Origin of the sequence: Desulfovibrio desulfuricans, from assembly GCF_004801255.1 — a bacterium.
GTDB classification, from domain to species: Bacteria; Desulfobacterota; Desulfovibrionia; order Desulfovibrionales; family Desulfovibrionaceae; genus Desulfovibrio; species Desulfovibrio desulfuricans_C.
The window spans coordinates 3,154,403-3,179,241 of sequence record NZ_CP036295.1; the positions used below are offsets into that span (position 1 = coordinate 3,154,403).

Here is a 24,839-nt window from a genome sequence, read left to right on the forward strand (position 1 = left end):
GATGCCGCGCAGCACATGCCCGAGGGCGCACGCTGCGCGGCATCCTACATTGCGGGGGTCGGCCCGCGCCCAGGCCAGCGAGCCGCCGGGCCTGAACGCCCTACCGTCCCGAAGTTCCAGAAAACTGCTGCGAAATAAACGTGGCGTAATCGTCCGTCATGCCCGAAACAAAATCCAGCACCCGCAGATAGGCCATATACAGTCCGTCTTCCCTGCCCGGAGCGCTGGCCCCCATGAGGGTCAGGGCGCGGGTTTCCTGATAGCTCATGCCGTTGCCCTTGGTGTAGTTGAAGCAGGCGGGTATAAACACGTCCAGCAGGCGCCGGTAGAGCGTATAGGTGCCGATCTCCAGCGCAGTCTTCTGCGGATTGTTCATGATTTTGCTGTTAAAGACCCTGCCCGCCTCGCGCATAAACCCGGCCACGTCCTCGCGGGCGTGGTTCAGCAGGCTGCCCTCAAGGCGGCCCTCCATGATGGCCTCGTAATTATCCATAAATGTCTGGGTAAGGGACGGAATCATGCGTCCCATGGCCGTGGTGCGCAGCATGCTGGTGCGCCTGCGGTCAGAATCCATGGAATCAAGGCGCGGATCGTCGAGGCACTCGGCATCCAGCAGGGGAGCCATGGCCTCCTTGAAGTCGGCATAGGAGATGATGCGCAGCTCGCGGGCGTCTTCCATGTCGATGATGCGGTAGCAGATGTCGTCCGCCGCCTCCAGCAGGTATGAGAGCGGATGCCTGCGGTATTCTGCGCCGCTGGCAAGGCCCATGGCTGTAAATATCTCGGCAAAAAGCGCCCTCTCCGCCGTATAAAAATTGAATTTGACCTTGCCCCGGCTCTCTCCCTGCGCCGCGTACGCGGAGCGCGGATACTTTACCAGTGCGGCGATGACAGGGAAGGTCAGCCGGAACCCGCCGCGATCCTTGTTGTTTTCAAGAGCGTTGATAACGCGAAACCCCTGGGCGTTGCCGTCAAATGCCGTAAAATCGGCCCATTCCGCTGGCTCCAGGTCTTTGAAATACTGTTCCTTGTTTCCGGAATCCTTGAACCAGTCGCGTATGGCCTCCTCGCCAGCATGACCAAAGGGCGGGTTGCCAATATCATGTGCCAGGCAGGAGGCCTGGATAACCTGTCCGAGGTGATCGGGCGTATAGTCTGCCGGCAGGTCGCCGCGCCGCCGCAGGGCCGCGCCCACGCCAAGCCCCAGCGACCGGCCCACGCAGCTTACCTCAAGCGAATGGGTAAGGCGGTTGTGGATATGGTCGTTGCGCACCAGCGGGTGAACCTGCGTTTTTCGCGCCAACCGGCGAAAAGAACTGGAAAAAATTATCCGGTCGTAATCCGCCAAAAAAGGATTGCGCCCGTCCACCAGCGGGTCAGGCCTGATCTCGCCGCTGGTTTTACGGTTGGGGGCCAGCAGCAATGCCCACTGCTCCATGAATGTGCTCATAACGCCTCCTCTTCTGCATGTACGGCATGCGCGGCACGCCCGCAAGCGCGGACGGCGGACGCTTTTCTTTTACAGCTTGCCTTGCTAGTCTTTATGGACGTTTTTTACAGACCTTTTCCCCAGACAGGGGAAAACAAACCGAGCAGCAAGGCCAGGCCATGACGAACTCGCTTTTTGACGCGTCCCTCTCCGCCCATCTTGAGCTTTTCAGCATATTGCAGAGCCTGCGCCCAGCGGTGGAAGCCGCAGCCGCGCGGATCAACGCCGCCCTCGGGGCAGGCGGCAAGGTGCTTATTGCCGGCAACGGCGGCTCGGCGGCCGACGCCCAGCATTTTGCCGCCGAGCTTGTGGGGCGCTTTCAGTGCAACCGCAAGGCGCTGGCCTGCGTAGCCCTGACCACGGACACGTCCAACCTTACGGCCATCGGCAACGACTACGGCTTCAGCGATGTATTTTCACGTCAGGTCGAGGCTCTTGCCCGCCCCGGAGACGTATTTGTGGGCATTTCCACCTCCGGCAATTCGGGCAACATCATTGCGGCCGTCAACGAGGCCCGCGCCCAGGGCATAGCCTCCATCGCCCTGCTGGGGCGCGACGGCGGCAAGCTTGAAGCCCTGGCCGACATGGCCGTTACAGTACCGCACGACGTCACGGCCCGCATCCAGGAAGCCCATATTTTCATTCTGCACCACTGGGCGGACGTGCTTGAACGCGCAGTGGCGCAAGGCAAGGCCTGAAGCAGCCCGCCCACGGCATTTGCAGCCCCTTCCGCCAATCACCACGCCGGGGCCGACGCCCTGGCTCAAAGCCCGTAACGAGGTTAGCCATGGATCAGCAAAACGTCGCCCAGTTCCTTGTTTCGTGCCTCAGGGCCGAGGGCGTTAAATACGTCTTTGGCATTCCCGGCGAGGAAAACATCAAGTTTGTACGGGCCGTGGAGGCCTCGGGCGACATACGCTTTATTTTGGCCCGACACGAGCAGGGCGCGGCCTTTATGGCCGATATTTATGGCCGCCTGACGGGCAAGGCGGGCGTGTGCACCGCCACGCTTGGGCCAGGGGCCATCAACCTGCTGCTGGGTGCGGCCGACGCCCAGACCAACTCCAGCCCGCTGGTGGCCATTTCGGCCCAGGTGGGGCTAAAGCGCATTTACAAGGAATCGCACCAGATCATCGACCTCGTGGGTATGTTCAAGCCCGTTACCAAGTGGGCCGACACGGTGCTGACGCCTCAGGCCGTGCCCGAGATGGTGCGCAACGCCTTTCAGGTCGCGCAGGAGGAGCGCCCCGGCGCGACCTACCTTGCCATACCTGAAGATGTGGAAGCGGCCCCCATGCCCCAAGCCGCTCCCCTCAAAGCCATGGTCTGCGCCAAGGCCATTCCCTCGCCCGCCGCTGTGGCTGAGGCCGCAGCCGTTTTGCGCAGCGCCCGCAAGCCCGTGATCATGGCCGGGCACGGCGTCGCCCGCACTGGCAATGCCGCAGTGCTGGCCGCCTTTGCCGAGCGCTACAACATCCCCGTGGCCACAACATTTATGGGCAAGGGCGTCGTCAGCGACCGCAGCCCCCAGTCGCTTGGGGTTATCGGTTTTATGCGGCACGATTACGAAAACTGCGCCTTTGACCAGGCAGACGTGATCCTCTCCATCGGCTACGAGCTGCAGGAATTCACGCCCATGCGCATTAACCCGCGCTCCGACAAGCGCATCATCCACATCAACACCTTTATGCCTGATGTGGACGCCCACTATAACCCCGAAGTGAGCATCATGGCCGATGTGGGTCTTGCCCTTGCGGCGCTGGCCAAGGCGCTGGGGGCCGAGCCGCTGCTCTCCGCCGGGCGCGGGGCCAGAATACGCGAGCTGGTGGAGGCCGAGCTGGCCAAGGGACGGCAGAGCGACGCGTTTCCCCTCAAGCCGCAGCGCATCGTCAACGACATACGCGAGGCCATGGGCGATGAAGATATCGTGCTGGCCGACACAGGGGCCATCAAGATGTGGATGGCCCGCCTGTACCCCACCTACGCGCCACTGACCTGCATTGTTTCCAACGGCCTTTCCACCATGGCTTTTTCGCTGCCTGGGGCCATCGGCGCGCATCTGGCCCACCCCGACCGCAAGGTGCTGGCCGTCATGGGCGACGGCAGCTTCCTTATGAATTCGCAAGAAATGGAAACCGCCGTGCGCGAAAATATCCCGCTCAAAATCCTGATCTGGGTGGACGACAGCTACGGCCTTATCAAGTGGAAAATGGACATGGATTCAGGCTCGCACGACTGCGTCGATTTTGGCAACCCCGACTTTGTGGCCTACGCCGAAAGTTTTGGGGCCAAAGGCTACAGCGTAAAAAGTGCGGCGGAGCTTTTGCCGACCCTGCGGCAGGCCCTGAACGAACCGGGCGTGTCGCTGGTGGCCTGCCCGGTGGACTACAGCGAGAACATGGCCCTGATTAACAGCCTTGGGGAGTTGACGCCTGCGCTTTGCGCGCTGGACGAGCTGTAAGCAGCACCTCCCCCACCCCGATCCGCGCGTTTCGGGCAGGCCTTCTCCTTAGGGAGCAAGCGCCTGCCCGTTTCCGCCATTGCAGTCTGGCTATTCGCCAATGCCCTCGTACAGGGCGGAAGACAAATAGCGCTCGCCCGCATCGGGCAGAATAACCACAATGGTCTTGCCCTCAAACTCCGGCAGCACGGAAAGCCGCGCAGCAGCAGCCGCCGCCGCGCCGGATGAAATACCGGCAAGGATGCCCTCCTCGCGGGCAAGGCGACGGGCAAACTCGATAGCCTCGTCGTTGCCAACGGCTTCCACGCGATCCAGCAGCCCCACCTCAAGAGTCTCGGGGATAAACCCCGCGCCGATGCCCTGAATCTTGTGCGGCCCCGGCTGCAGGGGCTTGCCCGCAAGGTGCTGGCTGATCACCGGGCTTGATGCCGGCTCCACCGCCACCGAAACGATATTCTTGCCCCGTGTGCGTTTGAGATAACGCGAAATACCCGTAATGGTGCCGCCAGTGCCCACGCCCGCCACGATGGCGTCGACCTGGCCGTCTGTGTCGTTCCAGATTTCCGGGCCGGTTGTGGCCTCATGTATGGCGGGGTTGGCCGGGTTTTTGAATTGCTGGGGCATGAAATACGCACCGGGATTGGATGCGGCCAGCTCCTCGGCCTTCTTAATAGCGCCGGGCATACCCTCGGCGCCCGGGGTGAGCACAAGCTTTGCTCCCAGCATGGCCACCACCCGGCGGCGTTCCAGGCTCATGGTTTCGGGCATGGTGAGGGTGAGCTCATAGCCCTTGGCGGCCGCCACATAGGCCAGGGCAATGCCGGTGTTGCCGCTGGTGGGCTCCACAATGCCCACGCCGGGGCGCAGCAGGCCGCGACGTTCAGCATCGTCTATCATGGCCGCGCCGATGCGGCACTTTACGGAATATGAAGGATTGCGCCCCTCAATCTTGGCAAGCACCGTAGCCTTGGGACCGACCACGCGGTTGAGGCGCACCAGGGGAGTGTTGCCAATGGACTGTGGATTATTCTGATAAATTCTGGACATCTGCGTACTCCTTGCCCGCCTTGGCGATGCTTTGTGCAATTCCAGATTATATGGTTCTGCCGTGTCTGGCAGAGGTTTTCCTCTTGGCCTGGCAATAATATTACTAACTCGACCAACAAAGTGATAATAACGACCCGCCCAAAAGACAAGACGTTGGCGCAAAAAAATTTATGGTTTGGCATCCTGGGCTGTCGGCCAGCGCCTGCAGGCCGCATCAAATGGTAAAATCTGGAATATTTGCCGCCTGGGCGTCCAGCAGATCCTGCAGCGTGGTGCTGCCGTACACGCCTTCCAGAGCCTGCCGCGCACGTTGCCACAGCGGCATAAATACGCAGTCCGGCCCCAGCGTGCACTTGCGGACAGGGTTTTCGCCCTCGCAGTCAAACGGATGCACCGGGCCGTCAAGAAACCGGATGATGTCCAGGGCGGTCACCTGCCCGGCCGGGCGCGCCAGCACGAACCCCCCGGCCTTGCCCCGCCTGCTTTCCACAAAACCGCCGCGCCGCAGCTGGTTGAGGATATTCTCGAGAAAGCGCGGCGGTATGGCCTGAGCCTCGGCTATTTCCTGAATACGCGTCGGGCCGTTGCCCGCCCGGCGGGCCAGTTCAAACAGGGCGCGCAGGCCATACTGACACTTGAGTGAAACGCTCATGGGCAAATCCTTGCGACAGGCAAAAAGCAGCGGCGGCACAGGGCGTGCCGCCGCAAAAAAACTGCACTCAGTTGAAGCTGACTGTTTTGCCGGGGTGCATCTCAACACAGCGGCAGGGCAGCTGCAGCCGCTCCAGCTCCGCCTTAAAGCCAGCCGTGCTCTGGGCCAGCAAGGGGAACGTGCCCCAGTGCATGGGCACAACAGCCTTGCAACGCAGCAGCTTGCAGGCAAGGGCCGCCTGACGCGCGTCCATGGTAAACACACCGCCCACCGGCAACAGGGCCACGTCGATGCCGTACAGCTGCCCCCAAAGCTCCATACCACTGAAAATGCCTGTATCTCCGGCATGGTATACTGTGAATCCGTCGGGCATCCGCACGATGTACCCCGCCGGAGCGCCGGACTCGCTGGAATGGTAAGCCTGGGTCATGGTGATGCTCACGCCCTTGACCGTCACCGTACCCCCGATATTGAACCCGACGCCGTTAATAATCTGCGCCTGCGGCACGCCTGCCTCGGCAAGTTTGCCCGCAGTGCCCACAATGGCCCCCAACAGCGCGCCCGTACGCTGGCACAGGGCTACGGCGTCGCCCACGTGGTCGGAGTGGTCGTGAGTTACCAGCACAATGTCCGCGTTATCCGCAGCGGATGGGGCAACGCCTGCTGACGGAGCAAAAAACGGGTCAATAACAACCTGCACGTCAGGCGCGCCGATCTTGAATGCCGAGTGTCCGAACCAGGTGATGTCGCTCATGCCGCCTCCAACGTAAGGCTTGGGATGGTGTGGAAAAATTACGAAGTCTGATCAAGGGGAGTACGTTCAGAAAAGGGCCCCGGCCTAGGCATCGGGCGCTGTCTGCCCTGTCCAGCGGGCAATGTTGTGCGCAAGCCCCACCTGATCAAGGATGCGGCCGCAGAACTGCTCCAGCATGGCCTCAAGGCTCAAGGGCCTGAGATAAAAACCCGGAGAAAACGGCATGACCACCGCGCCAGCCTTGCGCAGGGTCAGCATATTGCGCAGATGTATGGCAGAGAGCGGGCTCTCGCGCGTCACCAGCACCAGCGGCAGGCGCTCCTTGAGCGCCACATCCGCAGCGCGGTGCACCAGATTGCGCGTGGCCCCGCTGGCTATTGCGCCCGCTGTCCCCATGGAGCACGGCACAAGCAGCATGGCGGCGGGTTCGCTGCCACGTCGCCACCATGAGCCGCTGGCCGGGCCAGCGCCAAGGTCGCTGGCGGCATATGTTGCGTGCGCCAGCGATGTGAGCAGCTCGGCCTCCGCGCCGCATTCGGCGCGCAATACAGCGCGCGCGCCGTCAGAGACCACGCAGTGGGTACGCACTTCAGGCATGGCCGCCAACAACCGCATGAGACACAAAGCCAGGGGCATGCCGCTGGCGCCGCTTACGCCGACAAGAACATCGCGCATGCATTCTCCGCCGTAATAAATCCTTGGGGCGCATGACCCCTCTGAATCATTTTTACCCCACATTGCAGCGGCGCGCAAACCCGCCTGCCAACACCGCGAGCAGGGCTGCGCCAGCCGCGTGCTCTTGACAGCCGCCAGCACAAAGCATATCAAAAATGCTCTTATGCGCTCGTAGCTCAGTTGGATAGAGCGTTGGCCTCCGGAGCCAAAGGCCGCGCGTTCGAATCGCGCCGGGCGCACCATAAAGAATTCAAGCGGTTAGCTGTAAAAAGCTAGCCGCTTTTTTCGTGGGCTTTGTCAGTTTGTGCCACCTGTGTGCCACACAATAAGATTTTACTTCGTGAAAGGTCGTGAATCTGGCATATTCAGATAAGGAGCAAATCATATGACACGCTTTGAGCATTCAACCCTACCCGACAATATTACAATCTCGATGACCTCAAATACACAAACTGAGGAAAGCCTTACACGTTGCGGAAATATTTTGATGGATATCCTCCGCACTTTAGGACGCACATAAATCTAACTTGCTTAGATGTGGTTACAGTCGCAACAGACTACGATTCAGCACTAAATAACATTGACAGAGGGTTTACGACATCACAAGCGATAGAAAGGACAAAAACTGAATACGCTGCTGGTGTTGCGATGGTTGTCTCCGTAATGAGAAATGGGCTAATAAAATTTCACATTGCAATTGTTGAAGATATAATTATTGATTTATGCTCTGAAAATTCAAGCTTACAGCAAGAAGGACTTGGCCTCATTGCCCATGAATGCTCTCATGTAGAATTATATACAATTCTAAATGAATCCATTCCATGATTTTTCCCTATCCTCAAAAAGACATTTTTTGATCAATTTGCTCAAGATATGTGGGACGAGTATGCCGCCTGCGCAATGAGTGCCGTATTTGCCCCCAATCGTTTAAAACAGTTTTACATTACAAACTGCATAAATTCATTAACAAATGCAGTACAAAATACGAACAACACAATATCTGAATATAAGACATCACTAGACGTTGTTAAATTTTCCAACGGGTTAAGATTAAATGCATGGGCACCTCTTAAATATGCAGCATATTTGATGGGGCATTTAGATGGAACATACGATGCAGCAAGTATTTTAGACATATTGCCTGCTTCTAAAGATAAAGAATTTTTCGAACCATACATTACAAAATCGCTCCAAATACTCCGTGAAATGTTTGAAACCTGTAATGACTGGAAAGACACTTCACCATTTGACCCTTTGCGGTTACTTGGTAAAGAAATATGGAGAGACTTTGGAGTGCATTCCATAGAATTTAACGGGAAGTTATATTTTCAAGTTATCCAACAACATTTTTCTGTCTCACCTTGAGTGCAAAAAATCCCGGCCCATGTACTGAGTCGGGATTTTCGTTTTAGGCGGTCAGGCGGCTACTGTGGGCTATTCTCTGGCCTTCTCAAGCTCATTCTGGCACTGTTCCACATAATTGCCCAAGGTGTGCGCGGCGTGGGCAATGAGGTTCAGCCCGGCGTACAGCCCATGTTCGGCGGTTTTGTCGTTAACCATCTCCCCTTGGTCAAGAAATTCTTCCCGCAAGCTAAGCGCCATGAGTTCAATGGATTCAGACAGCATGATTGCATTGCCATGGTCGCGTATGGTCAAGGGGGTACTATTCATGGCTTCCCCCTTCCTGCAAGGCAAGAGTAGGCACGGCCTGAGATTCAAGTACGCTCCCGGCGATTGGGGCAGCGGGTACGCCAAGCCCTCTGCATAGGGCCCCCTCGGTAGTTGATTGCAATCCCAATTGCCAGCGCCATGTTTTGCATTGCTCTATTTGTTTCCGTGTATGCGTCATAGCCCGGAGCGTCCCAGAGCTCAAATATTGCGTTGGATGAAAGCCCCTCGGTATCACCCCCGGCAATCTGTTTCAGCACGGCAGGGTAAAGCCCCTGGGTAAGTCGATCAAGGTCGTGATGATTGACCCTCCCCCCGAAAAATATGCCTTTGAAAAGTTAGTGTTCCTGACATAAGAGCACAAGAATGAAACGCAGCAGATTCACTGAAGAGCAGATTATTGGGATATTGCGGCAAGCTGAGGCTGGAGTTCTCGTCGGCATCCCGCGCACGCTCAGCCACGTTTGCTGACAATGGCCTCCAGCCTGGCGCGTGCACTGCTTTCGGTCTCCAGCCGCTGCTGCAGCTCCATGATGGTGGTTTGAGCTTTTTTAATGGTGCCGTAGAATCCGCCAAGCAGTGAAAACGCCCCGCCCTCAAGAAACCCGGCGTTTTCCACAGGCCCCGCATAGGGGCTGCCGCCAAGACGCTGCCACCGGGCATAGTCCCGCTGCCATTCAGGAAAACAGGTCGCGGTGAGGCCGTCATTCCACAGCTTGTACGCGCCAAAGGCGTGCACCACCGGGGCAAGGGACGCCGCCGGGTTGCGCGGATGGGCATTGAAGCCCTGCGGCAGTTGAAAAACGCTCTGCGGATACTGTCGCAGCAGCATCTGCGCCAGAAGGTTAAAGGCCGCCTGATCTGGATAGCGCAACATTGCGCCGTGGCGGCACACAAATTCCAGGCAGCCCTGGCGCAGGGCATCCGGCGCTGGTAAATCATTGCGAAATACAATGACGCCCGAATTCAGGTTGTCTGCGGCTCCGTCAAATCCCTCAATGGGTCCGTGCAGATTTATCCGCGCGGGCTTGACCCCCGCCGGGTCGGAAAACTCCGGGTCTTCCAGCGCCAACCCCAGCGGCCCGCAGTCAAACAGCCCCTCCAGCGAATCCTGAATCAATATGTCTGAATCAAGCCAGACCACCGAGACATATTTTTGCAGCAGGTCAAAGCAATCAAACTTGGCCAGACTGAGCGGCGAAAACGCCGCCGCCGCCTCCTGGGTCAGCTGGGCGGGAACGGGCGTAAAGGGCACCAGCTGCGCGCCAATATCCCGCAGAATGCGGGCGTCGTCCGGCAGCAGGGAGCTGTCGCAAAATACAATAATGTCCGCCGCCAGCGCCGGGTTATGCCGCCGCAGCGCCAGCAGCACCGTGCCTGCGGCAAAGGCCCAGTTGCCGGTTATGCCCATGACCACCGCGCGCTCGTTGCGCACCGTAAGGCGGCCCTCAAAATCTCTCTGCATGGTGGCTCCTGTATTGCCGCGCGGCTCCGGGGTTTGCCTTGCACGGTCGTCGCCTGGTTTCTCCGCAGCCAGAGGATGCGCCGTCTGCCTGCAGTGAACCGCGCAACCTGCTGAAGACCTAGCGGGCCGCCATAAGGATGGCGGCGATATCCGGCTGCAGCAGTTTTTTTACGCTGCCGATATGGGCTTTGCCCACCAGTGCCTTGCGGGCCATTTCCTCTATCTGGTCGCCGCTGGGCGCGAGATTCAGCTCCTTCAGCGAAACCGGCATGCGCAATGAGCGGAAAAAGGCCTCCACCGCCTCAATGCCCCGCAGACCGGTGACGGTGTTCGACTCTGCCCGCGCAACGCCCATGACCCGCTCGGCAAACAGGGCAAAGCGGTCGGGGCGCTCGGGCAGCACGTGCCGCGCCCAGCTGCCCCAGATAGCCGAAAGCCCCGCTCCGTGGGCCACGTCAAACATGCCGCTCAGCTCGTGCTCTATCATGTGCGTGGCCCAGTCGCCGCCGTCCGAGCCGCAGCCCGTCAGGCCGTTGTGCGACAGGCTGCCCGCCCACATGATCTCCGCCCGAGATTCGTAATTGGCGGGGTCGTCGCGCAGCGCCGAGGCGTGATGCATGACCACGCGCAGCAGCCCCTCGCTGATGCTGTCGGTGATGTCCATGTTTGAGCCGTGCCCAAAGTAGCGCTCCATGGTGTGCATGAGAATATCCACGCAACCGCAGGCCGTCTGAAAGGCGGGCAGGGTCAGGGTCAGCTCCGGATTCATGACGGCAAAGACCGGACGTGCCATGTCTGTCTTGAAGCTGCGTTTAAAGCCGCTTTCTTCGTTGGTCACAACGGTGGAGCTGCTCATCTCGCTGCCTGCGGCGGCAATGGTGACCACGCAGCCGATGGGCAGGCAGGCGTCTGGCTTGCGCAGGGACATATAAAAATCCCACACGTCGCCCCCGTTGGCTGCGCCGTAGGCTATGGCCTTGGCGGAATCGATAACGCTGCCGCCGCCCACAGCCAGCACAAAGTCCACCTCTGCGCTGCGGGCCAATTCAATGCCCTGGCGAATCAGCGAAAGCCGGGGGTTGGGAACAACGCCCCCAAGGGTGACAAACGACAGGCCCTCCGCCGTGAGCGAAGCCTTGATTCTGTCTACCAGACCTGAGCGCAGGGCGCTTTGTCCGCCGTAATGGATCAGTACCTTGCCGCAATTGCGGGCCTTGATCAGGCCGCCGCACTGCTGCTCTGTATTTTTGCCAAAAATGATTCTGGTGGGCGTGTAGTAGACAAAATCGTGCATGGTGCCTCCAGCTGTAAAAAAACGCGCATACAGCGCGGAATAACTAACTGCAATATATGCAAAGGATGACGTTTTTACATCAGCATGGCAATGGAAAGCTCCCGCAGAGCCCTTGCGGCGCTGTCGGCCTTTTGCGGCTCAACCGCCGCTTCGCGCAATATGCGGGCGGTAAACACCGCCATGTGGCGGCGCATGTGCGCATCCTGCCCGTAGCGCGCCGTCCAGGTCTGCCAGAGAGTGTCAAGCCAGCGCAGAGCGGCTGCGGGGTCTGCCACCCCGCCGTACACAAGCCCGGCATGCAGGGCCGCCTGTGCGCCGCTGGCGCTGATGCCCAACGGCGGAAACACATGCCCCAGCAGCGCGCGGATGTGCCACTGCCGGGCCTGCGGGGCTGGCGCATAGCGATAGCGCAGCAAGGGGGTTTGCAGACTGGTTGCCTGCATGCCCGCCCCCAGCAGGGCGTCGGCCCAAAAGGCCAAATCCTCCGCCCGCGCCAGAGCGGCATCATAATGTAAGCCTAAGCCGCGCACCGCGTCCAGCCGCAGCATGGCGCAGCCGTTGGCCACAGGCGCGCCAAACAGGGCCGCAGCCCGCGCCGCCTCCGGCTGCTCCGCAAACATCTCCAGCACGTCCGAATGTCCGAAATACTCAACCCCCGCGCCGCATACGTGCAGGTGCGCCCGCGCCTCAAGGCAGGCGTGCTGCAGTTCAAGCCGCCGGGGCAGGGAAATATCGTCGGCGTCCATCCAGGCAAGATAGCGGCCTCGCGCCCGGCCCAGGGCCATGTTGCGTGCGGTAGCCCGCCCCTTGTTGGCGGGCAGCCTTTCAACCCGCACCCGCTTGTCATTGGTGGAACATGCCAGCGCGTACGTGTCGTCAGTGGAGCCGTCGTCCACCACCAGCAGCTCAAAATCCTCAAAGGTCTGCGACAGGATGGACCCCATTGCCTCCTGCAGATGCACGGCAGCGTTATAGGCGGGCATGGCCACGGTTATTTCTGGTCTGGAGGCGCTCATACGTTCCCCGCCCGGCCCAACCGATACAGCGCGGCCACGTCGTCCCTGCCGACGCCGAATATGGCCTCGGGCCGCGTCAGCGCGGGCTGCCTGCGGCAATACTGCGGCGCGGTCTGCAGCATGCGGGCCGCCTGGGCAAAGACGTTGGTGGTTTCCATCATCCAGTTACGGCACTGGGCCAGCTCGGCCTGACGCCCGTCCCACAGCCGGGCTTCCAGCGCTTGCACGACAGCCTGCACGCAGGACTCCGGCGCGCCTGCCGACAACTCGGCTGGAGACGGCGCGGGCAGCGGGACAAAACCAGCGGCAGGGCAGACCTCGCCAAGGTTGGGCGCGCCAAGATACAGGGGCAGCGACCAGCCAAGCCATGCGTCGGACAGCTTTTCTGTCCAGAAGTTGGGCAGGTAGTTGTTTTCGAGCACCACATGATACCTGTAGGGCGCAATGGCCGCCATTTTGTCGTCCACGGGGTTGAACCCGCGCCCGTACACATGCAGCGCGTCCCCCAGCCGGTTCTTGAGCAGGTTGACCAAAACCAGACGGGCGCGCTGAGCCGCTGTTGCGGTTTTGTTGGAGCAGACCACCGAGATCAGGCCTGTTTTGGCCGGCATGGGCATGTCGCGCAGCTCGCCCAGGTTGGCGAACCTGCTGGCGTAACCGGTTGGCGTGCGGCTTACGCCAAAATGCCAGTTGAGACAGGGATTGCTGATGACCATGCTGCGCCGCTCTACGCTGCGAAAGTCGTAAGGCGACACAACTGTGCCGAACTGGCCAAGGTATGAGCGGGGATATTTTTTTATTTCAGGCGGTTCAGTAACAAACAGGATGCGCCGCTCGCGGGGGGTCGTGGTGCAAAAGCCCGCAGGGGCCTCGTCAAAAACCACCAGCCAGACCTCGGCGTTGGCCGGGGCCATCAGGGCGGAATCAGGCTGCGCCGCGAGGGCAAACCGCACAGGACCAAAAGAGCCCTGCCCATCCTGGGTTTGCCGCAGCCAGGGCCAGCCCTCATGTATGGTGGCAAATTGACAAAAATATGCGGGATTTTCAGCCAAGGCAGCCTCCGCAGAGCTGGGACTCCACCCCTCCAGCCTTGCGCATGGTCGGGGCGGACAATGCCATGCGGGGCGAAACTGCTGCAAGATGTCGCCGGTAAATCGTACGCGTTTGCACACCTGCAGCACTCTGTCTGCGCAGCCAGTTGCCGCCGCAGTGCGCGCCATGGCTCAGGCCCGTGCCGGGCCTCTGCGGTGCGCCAAAACCTGTCTAGTGCTCCACAGCATAGATATTGCGAAACACCACGGCATCTTCCTGCCCGCGCACTTCAAGAATGACCTGCGCGTTGACGAGGCTCATCTGCTTTTCGGCAGAGGCAACCATAACCGCGCGCTTGAAACGGCTGATACGAAAATTGCCCACGTCTTCCTGATCGAACCGCAGGGGATAGGTTTTGCCGTCGGCGGTCAGCAGGGTTCCGCTCACCACGCCCGAGAGTATCTTCTGGTTGTCGGCATTGCGCAGGTCGAGCGCTATGCGCAGCTTGCCGCCGCGTATTTCGCGCACCTGCACGTTGCCCACCTTGACGTAATCAAGATCAATGGCGGGGAAGACCTCGTGTCCGGGACCATCCGCGCTGCGCGCGCCGTCGCCTGCCCCGCCCTGCTGTTTTTCGGCGGGTGCGGGGTTTGGACCGGCAACTGCGGGGCCTTCGCCGGGAGCCTCTGCAGCCGTGCCGCCGGAACCAAGCCTGCGCAGCACCAGCTCGCGCCCGGGGATGTTTTCTTCGCGCAGCAGCTCGTCCAGATTTTCCAGCCGCTCGGCGCTGGCCTGGGCGGTCTGGTAGTCGCTCTCAAAACGCAGCACGTTGTCGCGCAGCTGCACGTTTTGCTGCCACAAAACCCAGCACAGCCACCCCAGCGCGACGCAAAGCACCGGCATGCAGGCCATCACCCCAAGGGCCGCCCAAAAACGCCCCCTGCGCACGCGATAGCTGCGCCGGGGACCGTTGTCCCGCATCAGGATTATACTGAGATTTTCGCGGTACTTCAAACGGGCCTCGCAAACAATGATGTTTGAAACTATGAGGTGGCCGCACACAACCTGTTGGGAGATACCTCGCCGTCAGAGCCGCTCTTCAAGCCCGGTCCCCGGAGGGGCCGTGACAGAATCACTGTTGGTCGGCAGCTCCGATGGGGGCTGCAGGCGCGCCCAGCAAAGCCCAGTCTTCACGGGCAATGCGCCAGTTTTTGCCGTCATACCGCAGCAACAGGGTCTTGGTGCCACGGTCGGTATGCCCCGAGCTGTCCGCGTACACCTGGTTCATGTCGGCGCGGATGCCCTGCCTGTCGGCCACCAGACGCAGGCCGGTGATCTGCACAAGCGTGGGCTTTACGCGTTGCCAGAGCAGCTCTTTCTGCTTCTGGATGTTCTTGGCGCCCCACCGACCCTGCTGAATGGCATCGTCGGCATAGTACTCTATGTATTCGTCAATCCGCCCGGCTTCCCAGGCTTTGCGCCATTTTTCGATCATGGCGCTGGCGTCGTCGCTGATCTGATCCAGATAATCCGCAGCAAGGCCCAGCTCTTCAGACTTGAACTGCGAGGCGACAATGCGGAAGTCGCCCTTGTCGTCCCTGTTCCACCACAGTGAGCGTACGCCCTGCTCCATGCCGTTGGGCGCTACAACAAGCTGGTCGCAGTGGCTCACAGCCAGCGTGCCCTGCACTTCAAACCGGGGCTTGCGGCTTATGAGGCGCAGCCACGGTACGGCGAACCTGCGCTCAAGCTCGCGTATGGTCGAATTGTACGAATATCCGCGCGGTGTTCCGGCCTCGCGATTGTAGCGGGCCGGATCGTACAGCGATGCAATGTCAGTCGAGCGGGCGGCAAAATCGGCGTTCCAGGCTTTAACGGCTTTTTCCAGCCCGGCCTGAACTTCCGGCGTCAGGGCCATCTGCGCCGCAACCGCCGGTTTGGCGGGCTGCGCGGGCGTCTGCACGGCTGCCGCCGCAGGCGCGGCAACAGGAGCCTGAACAGTCGCGGGCGGCGGCAACTGCCCAGCAGCAGCGGGTTCCGCAGGCTTGGCGGCCTGTTCCCCAGGCTTGGCGGCCGCGCCCTTCTGGGTGGCCTCAGCGTCGTTGCGAGCCGTTTCTTCCATACTGGGGCGCGCGCCCCAGTTTACTTCCGCAGGGGGCGGCGTGGCGGCACGACGGGCAATCAGCGGGTCGTTGGCGGCCATAAGCTTGTCGGCCTGGCCCGCCTTGGCGGCAGCGGCCTTGTCCTGCGAGGGTTGCGGCGCGACAAGCGCCACTGGTTCAGATTTTTCGGGCGCGGCCTCCGGCATATCCAGCCGGGGCGGCTGCGGCGCTTCGGAAGAAGCATCGCTGACCTGCTGCAAAGGCGCTTCGGCCACCAGCTGGCCCTTTTGAAAATCGGCGCGCATGCCCAGATCGCGAGGCGTCCACTCCATACCAACGATGCGAAACTTCTGGTCCGCGCCGCGCTGCCAGTACAGCCTGCGCACGCCCTCTGTAGAAAGATTGGAGGCCGTATACAGCTGTTCAGACCAGGTTACCCAGTAACCGGGACCTTCAAGCACATTGATTTTACGATTGAAAATTTTGATGAACTGCAGGGCTTTGAAAAGACGTTCTTTGTTTTGCCTGAAAGCCCCAAAGTTTTCTGTCATGGCTTTGGAATAGGCATCGGGATTGTAAAAATCGAACATCTTCACAGAGCGGGACGCCCAGGCGTTGCTCCAGTTCTGCATCAGACGGCGCAGCTCCTGTGCGGTGCCGCTGTCGGGCCGTGGCTGTGCGGTCTCGTCCAGCTTATCGGCCAGCACCACCGCCGTGCCCGGGGTCAGCTGCGGGCCAACCTCGTCTATCTCTTTGAGGCCGATGGCGACGCAGCCGCGGGTTGCAAGGGGTTCGATGCCAAAGCCCTTGCTGTGTATCCAGATGCCGTGCCCGGTTTTGCCGCGCAGCCTGTCCACCGGGTTAGGATAGTTCAGCGTGTAGGCGATGCCGCCGTATTCCTTAAAATCCAGACCGCTGGCGATTTTGTATTCCACAAAATAGACGCCTTCGGGCGTGCGCAGGTCGTTGAGCGACTGTTTGTCGCCGGGCAGCTGGCCCGTGGTGCAGGGGTATGTGTATTTGAGCCTGAGAGGACTTTTTTTCTCAAAAAACATGAAGGTCTGGCGCTTTTTGTCCACAGCGACCAGATGCGTCGGCAACCCCTCGTTGTACAGCGTGGCCTGCCATTCTTCAGCAAGGGCCAGGTGGGGCGCGGCAAGCGGGCAACCAATGCCAAAGGCCATCAGCAATCCGCAGGCCAGACACCGAACCAGCCCATGGGCCAGATATCCGGCCGCCGAGCTGATCAAATATTGCGCGCGCGGCCCCCTGGACGCCGCACAGGGGACATGGGCGGCCTTAACGCGCAAGGGCCACCAATTCCGCACGGGTAAAGAGCGCAAGCAGGTCATATCCCGCCTCACGGAGCTTTTCCCGGCCTCCTTCCTCCCGATCCAGGATGGCGCACACCGCCACAATGGACAGGCCAGCGTCACGCACGCGATCGCAGGCCTTCAGCAGAGAACCGCCGGTGGTAACAACATCTTCAAGCATCGCCACGCGGTCGCCCGTGTGGAAGTTGCCCAAGCCTTCAACAAACTGTCCTGTACCATGGCCCTTTGCTTCCTTACGAATCAGCAGGCCGTCGAGAGGTCTTTTCTGCTCATGTGAAATGACCGTGGTTGCGGCAACCAGGGGATCCGCGCCCAAGGTCATGCCGCCAACGCCCTTTATATCCATCTCGCGGAGCATGTTGTTGAACAGTGTTCCGATAAGCCACGATCCTTCGGCATGCAGTGCCGTGACGCGACAGTCAAAATAGTAATCGCTTCTGCGGCCTGATGCCAGCACAAAATCTCCCTCGCGGTAAGATTTTTCTACCAGCAGCCGGGCCAGCCGACGCTTCAGTTCCAGCAGTTCGTCAGGAGAAAATGTTTGCATGATGTATCCTTACGCCTTGTTGGCCGAAGCGTTTTTGAACACGCGGGCAAAAATTTCGTCTTCGTGCTGCAGATAATAAGCGGGGTCAAAAAGTTCGGCAAGGGTGGCCGCGCCCAGACGTCCGCTGATGTCGGCATCGTTGCGCACCAGATCGGGGAAGGGCGTGCGGCTCTCCCAGCTTTGCATGGCCAGCCGCTGCACGGCCTCGTAGGCCTTTTGGCGGGGCAGCCCCGTGGCGATGAGGGCGGTGAGCACGCGCTGTGAAAAATAGAGGCCGTACGAGCGTTCCATGTTTTCGCGCATGCGCTCGGGCTTGACCACCAGGCCGTCAAGCAGCTTGGTCAGGCGGGTCAGCACGTAGTCGGCCAGAATGGTGGAGTCGGGCATGATAACCCGCTCCACAGACGAGTGGCTGATGTCGCGCTCGTGCCACAGTGCCTGATTTTCAAGCGAGGCAAGGGCATTGGTGCGCAGCAGGCGCGAGAGACCGCTCATGTTTTCGGCCGAGATGGGGTTTTTTTTGTGGGGCATGGCCGAGGAACCCTTTTGGCCCTTGGCAAAACCCTCTTCCACCTCAAGCACCTCTGTGCGCTGCAGGTGGCGCAGCTCTACGCACAGGCGCTCCACGCCGCCCGCCAGAATGGCCAGCGAGGTAAAAAAGTGCGCATAGCGGTCGCGCTGGATGATCTGGGTAGAGTGCGGGTCAACCCCAAGCTCAAGATAATCCAGGGCGCGCTGCTCAAGCTCGGGCGACAGAAAGGCGTACGTGCCCACCGCGCCGGAAATTTTGCCCACGCGTATGCTTTCCATACCGGCTTCGACCCGTGCGAGGTGGCGCTCAAACTCGGCGTAAAATCCCGCCATCTTGAGCCCGAAGCTGGTGGGTTCTGCGTGGATGCCGTGGGTGCGGCCCATGCACAGCACGCCTTTGTGGCGTTTGGCCAGCGTTTCGATAGAGGCCAGAAGCCCGCGAATGTCCTTGAGTATCAGCCTGCCCGCCTGCACGAGCAGCAGGGCGTTGGCCGTGTCCACGATGTCGGACGAGGTGCAGCCAAGATGGATGTAGCGCGCGTCTTCCGCGCCCACCTTTTCTTCCAGCGAGGTCAAAAAGGCGATGACGTCGTGACGGGTCACTTCCTCGATGGCCAGGATGCGGTCCACGTCAATGGCGGCCTTGGCCCGGATGTTGTCGACCGCCTGGGCGGGGATGCGACCCATGTCGCTCCAGGCCCGGCAAACAGCCACTTCAACATCAAGCCATGCCTGATAGCGATTTTCAAGGGTCCAGATGCGGCCCATTTCCTTACGGGTATAGCGATCAATCATGGCTGCCTCATGAAGCCGCGCTGGCGGCCTTGGTAGGAGCCGACGCTGCGGCCCCAGTGGTTGGCGAGGGGGCAGGAGCCGCCTTGGCGGCGCTGTTTCCAGAATCCGCGGCTGCGGGCGCGCTGGCGGCCTTGTCATCGGATGCGGCGGAGGCGCCGGAGCCGCCGGACGAGGTCGCGGATGCCGCGCCCTCTTCCTTAACGCCCTTGCGGTAACCGTAGTCGCTTACATACCAGCCGCCGCCTTTGAGCACAAACGACGTATGCGACATGATGCGGGGCGAAGGCTCGCCACACTTGGGGCAGGGTTCCTGCCCGTGACATTCCGATGCCTTGACCCATTCCTCAAACGTATGCTGACACTTGGGGCACTGATATTCGTAGATAGGCATGGTAACACTAAAAAGGCCATGACACGGCGTGCCGCCGCGCTGACCGCTGCTGCTGGTTTGCGCCCCGCGCGGCTGCCCCAAAGGCAGCCGAGCTGAGCACCATATGTGACGGCGCGTGACGTCGCAGCCGTCGGAATGCCGGTTTCCCGTGCAAAAAGCCTAGGCTTTTGCGGCCTTGGCTTCGTGTACGCGCTGCTTGAGGCGCTCTTCACGGCGCTTACGACGGCGAGCCAGTTCTTTCTTACGCTCGATTTTCTTATGTGCCATAATTTCCTCCAGGGGCGAGCCCCATTGATATAAGTGGGTATTCATAGGCCCTTTTATTGGCAAAGTCCAGCCCCGAGGCGCACCGCAGGCCGAAAACCGTCACTGCGGACCTAAAAACATAAAATGCATTATGCATTGCGACCCGCGCCGCCAGCATCATAAAAGCCGCTTATGCCGCCGCCGGTTTCGATTCCGCAGGGCCAGAACCCGTGGCTTTGCAGAATATTTTGCACCTCCGGCTCCAGATTTTTGGGCATCTTTTCCGCCTGCAGCACAGGCTCGGGCGTAAGCCGCAGGCGAAAGTCGCCAAGCGCCCCCGCAGAGGCCCCGTCCCTGCCCACCTGCCCGCCGCACAGCGCGGCAAGCGCGCCTTCTGCGGCAGCCAGCCGCGCAAGCACGGCGGCATCGGGGCGCAGGCCGTAGGCCAGGCGCGTCAGCAGGCAGGGCCGTGCCCGCTGCTCCGGCCTGTCCAAACCTGTGGCGCGGGCGGCCTCACGTACGGCGGGCTTTGACAGCCCGGCCTCGGCCAGGGGCGAGCGCACGCGGCCTTCTTTCAGCGCCTGCAGGCCCGGTCTGTAGGCCTGCAGATCGTCGGCATTGGTGCCGTCGCACAGCACGCGGCCATCCTGCGCCATGGCGGCAAGCTCGCTGCGCAGCAGGGCCACAAGCCCGGCCTTGCAGCCGTAGCACCGGCGGGGGCTGTTGTTCTCCACCTCCGGCAAAGTCAGGGGGTCAAACCGGGTCAGGCGCAGGGCAAGACCGCGCTGTTGCGCCCAGGCCTCAGCCTCGGCGCTCTCCTGCGGGGGAATGTGCGGGCCGCAAACATGCACGGCCAGCACATCGCAACCGCACAACAGGGCCGCGTGACACAAAAAGCGGCTGTCCAGCCCGCCAGAATAGGCAACCGCCACGCGCGGCAACTGGCGCAGCACCACAGCCAGCCCCGCTGGCACGCGATCCGCGCCGCTTACAAACTCATGGCTCATAACTGTCGCTACAATGGGGTCGCAGTCCCCCGGTTTTTTGCGCCCGCTACCAGGTGGTGCGCACCTTGGCCCCGTGCTGCGCCATATATTCCTTGCACTGGCGGATAGAATACTGCCCGTAGTGCACGATGGAGGCGATGAGCGCGGCGGAGGCTCCGCCCCTGGTGACCGCCTCGAGCATATGCCTGGGTTCGCCCGCGCCGCCGGAAGCAATGACGGGGATGGATACGGCGTCGACAATGGCGCGGGTCAGTTTGAGTTCGTAGCCGTCCTTGGTGCCGTCCGCATCAATGGAGTTGACGCACAGTTCGCCAGCGCCCAGGTCCTGGCAGCGCCGCGCCCAGGCAAGGGCGTCCAGACCCATGCGCTTGCGACCGCCGTGGATGACAATTTCGTAACCAGAGGGGATTTCGGCGCTGACGGGCACGGCCAGCACGTCCATGCCCACCACGATGGCCTGCGAACCAAAGGCTTCGGCCCCCTCGCTGATGATGTACGGATCTTTGACCGCTGCTGAATTAACCGAGACTTTTTCCGCCCCGGCCAGCAGCACTGCCCGCATGTCGGCCACGCTGGAAATGCCGCCCCCCACCGAAAAAGGAATGAAAATCTGCTCGGCGACGCGCTCCACCACATCTATAAAGATACCCCGCGCCTCAGCCGAGGCGGTGATGTCGTAAAAAACGATTTCGTCAGCGCCTTCTTCATAGTAGCGGCGCGCAGTTTCCACCGGGTCGCCGATGTCTTCGTTGCCCGCAAATTTAACGCCCTTGGTCAGCCGTCCGTTTCGCACGTCCAGGCAGGGAATCACTCGCTTACTGAGCATGACGCGCCTCGCAGTAATCGTAGAAGTTGCGCAAGATGGTCAGCCCCGGCCTGCCGCTCTTTTCGGGGTGAAACTGCGTAGCCCACAGGCCGTCGCGCCCGTAAACCGAGCAGAATTTTTTGCCGTAGGTGGTGGTGGCAATAACAAAAGTGGGGTCGGGCTCCACATAGTAACTGTGCACAAAGTAAAACTCGGCCCCGGGTTCAACGCCCTCAAGCAGGGGGCAGGGGGCGGTTGCCTGCAGGCTGTTCCAGCCCATGTGCGGGATGGGGGCAGGGGTGCCGTCCTCTTCAAGCATGTTGTCATCAAACCGGCGGCACAACCCGGGCACGACGCCAAGGGTTGTGGTGTCGTTTTCTTCACTGCGGTCAAGCAGAACCTGACAGCCAAGACAAATGCCCAGCAGGGGCTGGCCGCGTTTGACGGCGTCGCGCAGCAGCACGTCGAGCCCTGCGGCGTGCAGGGTGCGCATGGCCTGCCCCGCCGCGCCGACACCTGGAAAAATGATGCCGTGTGCACTGGCGAGCGTTGCCGGGTCTGCCGTGATGGCGCAAGGTATTCCCAAATGCTCAAGAGCGCGGCGCACGCTTGTTTGGTTGCCTGCCTTATAATCCAGAATGGCCAGCATTGTGCATCCTCTGCTTGTTGTTGCCGTGGGGGGAATGGCGGCTAGTGGCGTTAAAAAAATAAGTATATCTTTTTGCCGGTGCGCAGGCAACGCGCGCGATGGGCAGGCCCCGCCCGGGCTGACAAGGAAATCAAGCAAACCGCTAGGGAATGACGTGACAAATCCAATGTTCACGGTTAATATAAAAACCGTGAACATTGTAATTCACAACATCCTGTAAAAACTATTTTTTTAATAGACATCGTGCAGCAATCGCAGGAGGCCCGCATGTACTTTCCCACTGCTGGTATTGAGTGCAACCCGGTTGTTCCCTTTGTCGTAGCGCTTGGCATCTCCTTTATTACCTCCATGGGCGGCATCTCCGGCGCATTTTTGCTGCTGCCATTTCAGATGAGCGTGCTTGGGTACACCAACCCCAGCGTCAGCGCCACCAACCAGTTCTTTAACGTGCTGGCCTGTCCCTCGGGCATATGGCGGTACTGGCACGAGGGGCGGCTTGTGTGGCCGCTGGCCCTTACCATTGCCGTGGGCACGCTGCCCGGCGTTTTTATCGGGGCCCTCGTGCGTATCAATCTGTTGCCAAACCCACAGAGTTTTAAAATATTTGCCGGTCTTGTGCTGCTGTACATCGGCGGGCGCATGGCCCTGACCACCTGGCAGGGCCGGGCGTCGTTGTGGTCGCGCAAGGAAAAGAAAGAAAACATGCCCGTGTGCGAGGACAAAAACGGCAGGCTCATGTGCTGCCATGTGCTCTACTGGAACATGAAGGAAGTGGCCTTTGTCTTTCAGGAAACCAAGTACGTGGTCGCCACCCGCGCCCTGGTGCTGCTGAGCCTTGTGGTAGGGCTTGTGGGCGGCATTTACGGCATCGGGGGCGGGGCCATCATGGCGCCCTTTCTCGTTTCCTTTTTTGGCCTGCCCGTCTATGTGGTGGCTGGCTCCACGCTGTTTGCCACCTTTGTAACCTCGGTGGCGGGCGTTTCATTTTACGCGCTGCTTGCGCCGCTGTACCCGGCCATGGCGGTTGCGCCCGACTGGCGCATGGGCGTGCTGGTGGGCCTGGGGGGCATGTGCGGCATGTATGCCGGGGCCCGCTGCCAGAAGTATGTGCCCTCTATTGCGCTGAAAGCGCTTCTGACCGTAGTTTTGCTCTTTACAGCCATGCGCTATTTGGGCCAAGGTTTCTAGCGCCGCTGCCGCCCGGATTGCTTCTGGACTCCTTATTGGCCAAATTTCTGGCCGGAGCGCTTCTGGATCAGCCGCAAGGCAGCCGGAGGCGCTCCGGCTGTTTTGGGGACAGCGCAAAATTTCAGGTTTGCTCTGTACTGTAAAGGAAATGCAATGAACGATTCCTCGCGGTTGCCCATTGGTCTTTTTGATTCCGGCATGGGCGGCCTCACGGTTTTTAAGGCGCTGGCAGAGCGCCTGCCCGGCGAAGACCTGCTCTATCTTGGCGACACCGCCCGGCTGCCCTACGGCACCAAGGGGCGCGATACCATCATACGCTACACGCTCAAGGCCGCCCAAAAACTGGTGGACATGGGCGTTAAAATGCTGGTTATCGCCTGCAATACGGCCACATCCGCCGCGCTGGTCACCCTGCGCGAGCACTTTGCCCCGCTGCCCGTCATGGGCGTGGTAGACCCCGGCGCGCAGGCGGCAGCCGCAGCAAGCGTCAACGGACATATCGTGGTGGTAGCCACAGAGGCCACCATTGCAGGCGGCGCATACCAGCAGGCCATTGCCCGCATTCGCCCCGACGCCTTTGTGACTGGCCGGGCCTGCACCCTCTTTGTACCTCTGGCCGAAGAAGGCTGGATGAACGGCCCTATTGTGGAAGGCGTCGCCAGGCGCTATCTGGCCGACATTTTTTCACTTGAGGGCGGCCGCGCGCCTGACGCCCGCACCCCCGCGCCCGACACCCTGCTGCTGGGGTGCACGCACTTTCCCCTCTTGCAGGAGGCCCTGCGGAACGTCGTGGGCCCCGGGGTTCGCATTGTGGACTCCGCAGCCACCACGGCCCAGCGCGTGGCGGAAGAACTGCGGGCCACAAACCTGCTGCGTCAGGGCGACGGGCCCGCCCACTACAGTTTTTTGACCACGGACAACACCGCCCGCTTTGCCCGTACTGGCAGCCTTTTTCTGGGCAGAAACCTGCCCGACGACCAGGTCAGCCTGGTCGATCTGTAGCGAGCCAACACATTCCTTGTATTTTACCGGGATAACAAGTGAAATAGGGAACAGCCCAATTTATCAGGATACTGTTCACCCAAACCATATTTCTTGAAAACCCAGAGCAGACGCGGGATTCTGCGGATTTTCGTTGACAGGGAACGGCCCCTAACGTAAGGAAACAAAAGTTCTGACCGCAGCGAAAGCGGTTTTGCTTACGATTCCCCCATGACGCGAAAAAGCCTTGGCGGTTTTTTGGCGACAGTTTCATTTGAGTGCGGCGAATCGGGCCACATCTTCAGACCACTGGAGCCGTGCCCGATCCGGCTTGCAGGGAATAACCGAAATCCTTTATGGAGTAGCATCATGACCAAAGCTGAGCTCGTAGAAAAAATCCATGCCAAAGCCGGCCTGCCCACCAAAGCCAAAGCCGAAGAAGCTCTTGACGCCGTGGTGGCCTCGTTGCGCGAAGCCCTTGCCTCTGGCGAATCTGTGACCTTCACCGGTTTCGGCAGCTTCAAAGTGGTTGAGCGCGCTGCCCGCAAGGGTCGCAACCCCCGCACCGGCAAGGAAATCACCATTCCTGCCAGCAAGGTTGCCAAGTTCACGCCCGGCAAGGGCCTGAAAGACGCCATCAAGTAAGTGGCGTAGCGGCACAATTTTTTTCGGCGGCGCTATTGCCTTGCAAGCAGGGTAATCGCGCCGTC

General features: G+C 60.5%; 24 protein-coding genes and 1 tRNA gene. 7 read left to right on the forward strand and 18 right to left on the reverse strand.

Annotation, left to right across the window (positions count from 1 at the left end; translation table 11 throughout):
• Window positions 1-100: 100 nt before the first annotated feature.
• Window positions 101-1,450, reverse strand: coding sequence for a deoxyguanosinetriphosphate triphosphohydrolase (locus DDIC_RS13325; protein ID WP_136400885.1), 1,350 nt, complete (start codon window positions 1,448-1,450; stop codon window positions 101-103).
• Window positions 1,451-1,608: 158 nt separating this feature from the next.
• Here DDIC_RS13325 and DDIC_RS13330 point away from each other — a divergent pair, with 158 nt between their 5' ends.
• Both DDIC_RS13330 and DDIC_RS13335 read left to right on the forward strand, forming a co-directional pair.
• Window positions 1,609-2,187, forward strand: a complete 579-nt coding sequence (locus DDIC_RS13330; RefSeq protein WP_136400886.1) for a D-sedoheptulose-7-phosphate isomerase — start codon at window positions 1,609-1,611, stop codon at window positions 2,185-2,187.
• Between the two features lie 89 nt (window positions 2,188-2,276).
• Window positions 2,277-3,950, forward strand: coding sequence for an acetolactate synthase large subunit (locus DDIC_RS13335; RefSeq protein WP_136400887.1), 1,674 nt, complete (start codon window positions 2,277-2,279; stop codon window positions 3,948-3,950).
• Between the two features lie 90 nt (window positions 3,951-4,040).
• Here the strand turns inward: DDIC_RS13335 and cysK are convergent, their stop codons facing one another.
• The 4 genes from cysK to DDIC_RS13355 form a co-directional block, all read right to left on the reverse strand.
• Complete coding sequence (gene cysK / locus DDIC_RS13340) at window positions 4,041-4,997, reverse strand: cysteine synthase A (RefSeq protein WP_136400888.1); 957 nt, start codon at window positions 4,995-4,997, stop codon at window positions 4,041-4,043.
• 214 nt (window positions 4,998-5,211) lie between these two features.
• Window positions 5,212-5,649, reverse strand: a complete 438-nt coding sequence (locus DDIC_RS13345; protein WP_136400889.1) for an RrF2 family transcriptional regulator — start codon at window positions 5,647-5,649, stop codon at window positions 5,212-5,214.
• Between the two features lie 67 nt (window positions 5,650-5,716).
• Complete coding sequence (locus DDIC_RS13350) at window positions 5,717-6,403, reverse strand: metal-dependent hydrolase (protein ID WP_136400890.1); 687 nt, start codon at window positions 6,401-6,403, stop codon at window positions 5,717-5,719.
• A gap of 84 nt (window positions 6,404-6,487) precedes the next feature.
• Window positions 6,488-7,078 carry a UbiX family flavin prenyltransferase gene (locus DDIC_RS13355; protein WP_136400891.1) on the reverse strand — a complete coding sequence of 197 codons (591 nt, stop codon included), beginning with the start codon at window positions 7,076-7,078 and terminating at the stop codon, window positions 6,488-6,490.
• 165 nt (window positions 7,079-7,243) lie between these two features.
• Here DDIC_RS13355 and DDIC_RS13360 point away from each other — a divergent pair.
• Both DDIC_RS13360 and DDIC_RS13365 read left to right on the forward strand, forming a co-directional pair.
• Window positions 7,244-7,320, forward strand: a tRNA-Arg gene (locus DDIC_RS13360).
• Between the two features lie 658 nt (window positions 7,321-7,978).
• Window positions 7,979-8,443: a hypothetical protein gene (locus DDIC_RS13365; protein WP_136400892.1), complete on the forward strand. Its 465-nt coding sequence runs from the start codon at window positions 7,979-7,981 to the stop codon at window positions 8,441-8,443.
• A gap of 69 nt (window positions 8,444-8,512) precedes the next feature.
• Here the strand turns inward: DDIC_RS13365 and DDIC_RS13370 are convergent, their stop codons facing one another.
• The 13 genes from DDIC_RS13370 to hisH all read right to left on the reverse strand — a co-directional run bounded on the left by DDIC_RS13370 (window position 8,513) and on the right by hisH (window position 21,960).
• The gene (locus DDIC_RS13370) at window positions 8,513-8,749 is read right to left on the reverse strand and encodes a hypothetical protein (RefSeq protein WP_136400893.1); all 237 of its coding nucleotides are present in this window, start codon (window positions 8,747-8,749) and stop codon (window positions 8,513-8,515) included.
• Window positions 8,750-9,200: 451 nt separating this feature from the next.
• Window positions 9,201-10,211: a glycosyltransferase gene (locus DDIC_RS13375; RefSeq protein ID WP_136400894.1), complete on the reverse strand. Its 1,011-nt coding sequence runs from the start codon at window positions 10,209-10,211 to the stop codon at window positions 9,201-9,203.
• A 118-nt stretch (window positions 10,212-10,329) separates the two neighbouring features.
• Complete coding sequence (locus DDIC_RS13380; RefSeq protein WP_136400895.1) at window positions 10,330-11,505, reverse strand: iron-containing alcohol dehydrogenase; 1,176 nt, start codon at window positions 11,503-11,505, stop codon at window positions 10,330-10,332.
• Window positions 11,506-11,579: 74 nt separating this feature from the next.
• Window positions 11,580-12,521, reverse strand: coding sequence for a glycosyltransferase family 2 protein (locus DDIC_RS13385; RefSeq protein WP_136400896.1), 942 nt, complete (start codon window positions 12,519-12,521; stop codon window positions 11,580-11,582).
• Complete coding sequence (locus DDIC_RS13390) at window positions 12,518-13,573, reverse strand: glycosyltransferase family 10 domain-containing protein (protein WP_136400897.1); 1,056 nt, start codon at window positions 13,571-13,573, stop codon at window positions 12,518-12,520. The genes DDIC_RS13385 and DDIC_RS13390 overlap by 4 nt, the downstream gene beginning before the upstream one ends.
• A gap of 211 nt (window positions 13,574-13,784) precedes the next feature.
• Window positions 13,785-14,534, reverse strand: a complete 750-nt coding sequence (locus tag DDIC_RS13395) for a hypothetical protein (RefSeq protein ID WP_247647494.1) — start codon at window positions 14,532-14,534, stop codon at window positions 13,785-13,787.
• 151 nt (window positions 14,535-14,685) lie between these two features.
• Complete coding sequence (locus DDIC_RS13400; RefSeq protein WP_136400899.1) at window positions 14,686-16,839, reverse strand: L,D-transpeptidase family protein; 2,154 nt, start codon at window positions 16,837-16,839, stop codon at window positions 14,686-14,688.
• A 115-nt stretch (window positions 16,840-16,954) separates the two neighbouring features.
• A complete protein-coding gene (gene pyrE / locus DDIC_RS13405; RefSeq protein WP_432612321.1) occupies window positions 16,955-17,536 on the reverse strand; it encodes an orotate phosphoribosyltransferase in 582 nt (193 codons plus the stop codon).
• Window positions 17,537-17,545: 9 nt separating this feature from the next.
• Window positions 17,546-18,862 carry an adenylosuccinate lyase gene (gene purB, locus DDIC_RS13410; RefSeq protein WP_136400900.1) on the reverse strand — a complete coding sequence of 439 codons (1,317 nt, stop codon included), beginning with the start codon at window positions 18,860-18,862 and terminating at the stop codon, window positions 17,546-17,548.
• Window positions 18,863-18,869: 7 nt separating this feature from the next.
• Window positions 18,870-19,253: an FmdB family zinc ribbon protein gene (locus DDIC_RS13415; protein ID WP_136400901.1), complete on the reverse strand. Its 384-nt coding sequence runs from the start codon at window positions 19,251-19,253 to the stop codon at window positions 18,870-18,872.
• A 395-nt stretch (window positions 19,254-19,648) separates the two neighbouring features.
• Window positions 19,649-20,506, reverse strand: coding sequence for a PP-loop family protein (locus tag DDIC_RS13420; RefSeq protein ID WP_136400902.1), 858 nt, complete (start codon window positions 20,504-20,506; stop codon window positions 19,649-19,651).
• A 46-nt stretch (window positions 20,507-20,552) separates the two neighbouring features.
• Complete coding sequence (hisF, locus tag DDIC_RS13425; RefSeq protein WP_136400903.1) at window positions 20,553-21,332, reverse strand: imidazole glycerol phosphate synthase subunit HisF; 780 nt, start codon at window positions 21,330-21,332, stop codon at window positions 20,553-20,555.
• Window positions 21,322-21,960, reverse strand: a complete 639-nt coding sequence (gene hisH / locus DDIC_RS13430; protein WP_136400904.1) for an imidazole glycerol phosphate synthase subunit HisH — start codon at window positions 21,958-21,960, stop codon at window positions 21,322-21,324. The genes hisF and hisH overlap by 11 nt, the downstream gene beginning before the upstream one ends.
• A gap of 267 nt (window positions 21,961-22,227) precedes the next feature.
• Between hisH and DDIC_RS13435 the strand changes: the two genes are divergently transcribed.
• From DDIC_RS13435 to DDIC_RS13445, 3 genes are all read left to right on the forward strand, one after another.
• On the forward strand, window positions 22,228-23,148 hold the full coding sequence (locus tag DDIC_RS13435; RefSeq protein WP_136400905.1) for a sulfite exporter TauE/SafE family protein: 921 nt from the start codon (window positions 22,228-22,230) through the stop codon (window positions 23,146-23,148).
• 153 nt (window positions 23,149-23,301) lie between these two features.
• On the forward strand, window positions 23,302-24,150 hold the full coding sequence (gene murI, locus DDIC_RS13440) for a glutamate racemase (RefSeq protein ID WP_136400906.1): 849 nt from the start codon (window positions 23,302-23,304) through the stop codon (window positions 24,148-24,150).
• A gap of 348 nt (window positions 24,151-24,498) precedes the next feature.
• Window positions 24,499-24,774, forward strand: a complete 276-nt coding sequence (locus DDIC_RS13445; RefSeq protein WP_022659096.1) for an HU family DNA-binding protein — start codon at window positions 24,499-24,501, stop codon at window positions 24,772-24,774.
• The last annotated feature ends 65 nt before the right edge of the window (window positions 24,775-24,839 follow it).

Excerpts from the sequence above, each read along its gene's own strand:
- hisH (WP_136400904.1), bottom strand. The coding sequence starts at position 21,960 with ATGCTGGCCATTCTGGATTATAAGGCAGGCAACCAAACAAGCGTGCGC.
- murI (WP_136400906.1), top strand. The coding sequence starts at position 23,302 with ATGAACGATTCCTCGCGGTTGCCCATTGGTCTTTTTGATTCCGGCATG.
- DDIC_RS13380 (WP_136400895.1), bottom strand. The coding sequence starts at position 11,505 with ATGCACGATTTTGTCTACTACACGCCCACCAGAATCATTTTTGGCAAA.
- DDIC_RS13375 (WP_136400894.1), bottom strand. The coding sequence starts at position 10,211 with ATGCAGAGAGATTTTGAGGGCCGCCTTACGGTGCGCAACGAGCGCGCG.
- pyrE (WP_432612321.1), bottom strand. The coding sequence starts at position 17,536 with ATGCAAACATTTTCTCCTGACGAACTGCTGGAACTGAAGCGTCGGCTG.
- DDIC_RS13335 (WP_136400887.1), top strand. The coding sequence starts at position 2,277 with ATGGATCAGCAAAACGTCGCCCAGTTCCTTGTTTCGTGCCTCAGGGCC.
- DDIC_RS13330 (WP_136400886.1), top strand. The coding sequence starts at position 1,609 with ATGACGAACTCGCTTTTTGACGCGTCCCTCTCCGCCCATCTTGAGCTT.
- DDIC_RS13345 (WP_136400889.1), bottom strand. The coding sequence starts at position 5,649 with ATGAGCGTTTCACTCAAGTGTCAGTATGGCCTGCGCGCCCTGTTTGAA.
- DDIC_RS13385 (WP_136400896.1), bottom strand. The coding sequence starts at position 12,521 with ATGAGCGCCTCCAGACCAGAAATAACCGTGGCCATGCCCGCCTATAAC.
- hisF (WP_136400903.1), bottom strand. The coding sequence starts at position 21,332 with ATGCTCAGTAAGCGAGTGATTCCCTGCCTGGACGTGCGAAACGGACGG.
- purB (WP_136400900.1), bottom strand. The coding sequence starts at position 18,862 with ATGATTGATCGCTATACCCGTAAGGAAATGGGCCGCATCTGGACCCTT.
- DDIC_RS13395 (WP_247647494.1), bottom strand. The coding sequence starts at position 14,534 with ATGCGGGACAACGGTCCCCGGCGCAGCTATCGCGTGCGCAGGGGGCGT.
- DDIC_RS13370 (WP_136400893.1), bottom strand. The coding sequence starts at position 8,749 with ATGAATAGTACCCCCTTGACCATACGCGACCATGGCAATGCAATCATG.
- DDIC_RS13350 (WP_136400890.1), bottom strand. The coding sequence starts at position 6,403 with ATGAGCGACATCACCTGGTTCGGACACTCGGCATTCAAGATCGGCGCG.
- DDIC_RS13400 (WP_136400899.1), bottom strand. The coding sequence starts at position 16,839 with ATGGCCTTTGGCATTGGTTGCCCGCTTGCCGCGCCCCACCTGGCCCTT.
- DDIC_RS13365 (WP_136400892.1), top strand. The coding sequence starts at position 7,979 with ATGAGTGCCGTATTTGCCCCCAATCGTTTAAAACAGTTTTACATTACA.
- cysK (WP_136400888.1), bottom strand. The coding sequence starts at position 4,997 with ATGTCCAGAATTTATCAGAATAATCCACAGTCCATTGGCAACACTCCC.
- DDIC_RS13355 (WP_136400891.1), bottom strand. The coding sequence starts at position 7,078 with ATGCGCGATGTTCTTGTCGGCGTAAGCGGCGCCAGCGGCATGCCCCTG.
- DDIC_RS13415 (WP_136400901.1), bottom strand. The coding sequence starts at position 19,253 with ATGCCTATCTACGAATATCAGTGCCCCAAGTGTCAGCATACGTTTGAG.
- DDIC_RS13325 (WP_136400885.1), bottom strand. The coding sequence starts at position 1,450 with ATGAGCACATTCATGGAGCAGTGGGCATTGCTGCTGGCCCCCAACCGT.
- DDIC_RS13435 (WP_136400905.1), top strand. The coding sequence starts at position 22,228 with ATGTACTTTCCCACTGCTGGTATTGAGTGCAACCCGGTTGTTCCCTTT.
- DDIC_RS13420 (WP_136400902.1), bottom strand. The coding sequence starts at position 20,506 with ATGAGCCATGAGTTTGTAAGCGGCGCGGATCGCGTGCCAGCGGGGCTG.
- DDIC_RS13445 (WP_022659096.1), top strand. The coding sequence starts at position 24,499 with ATGACCAAAGCTGAGCTCGTAGAAAAAATCCATGCCAAAGCCGGCCTG.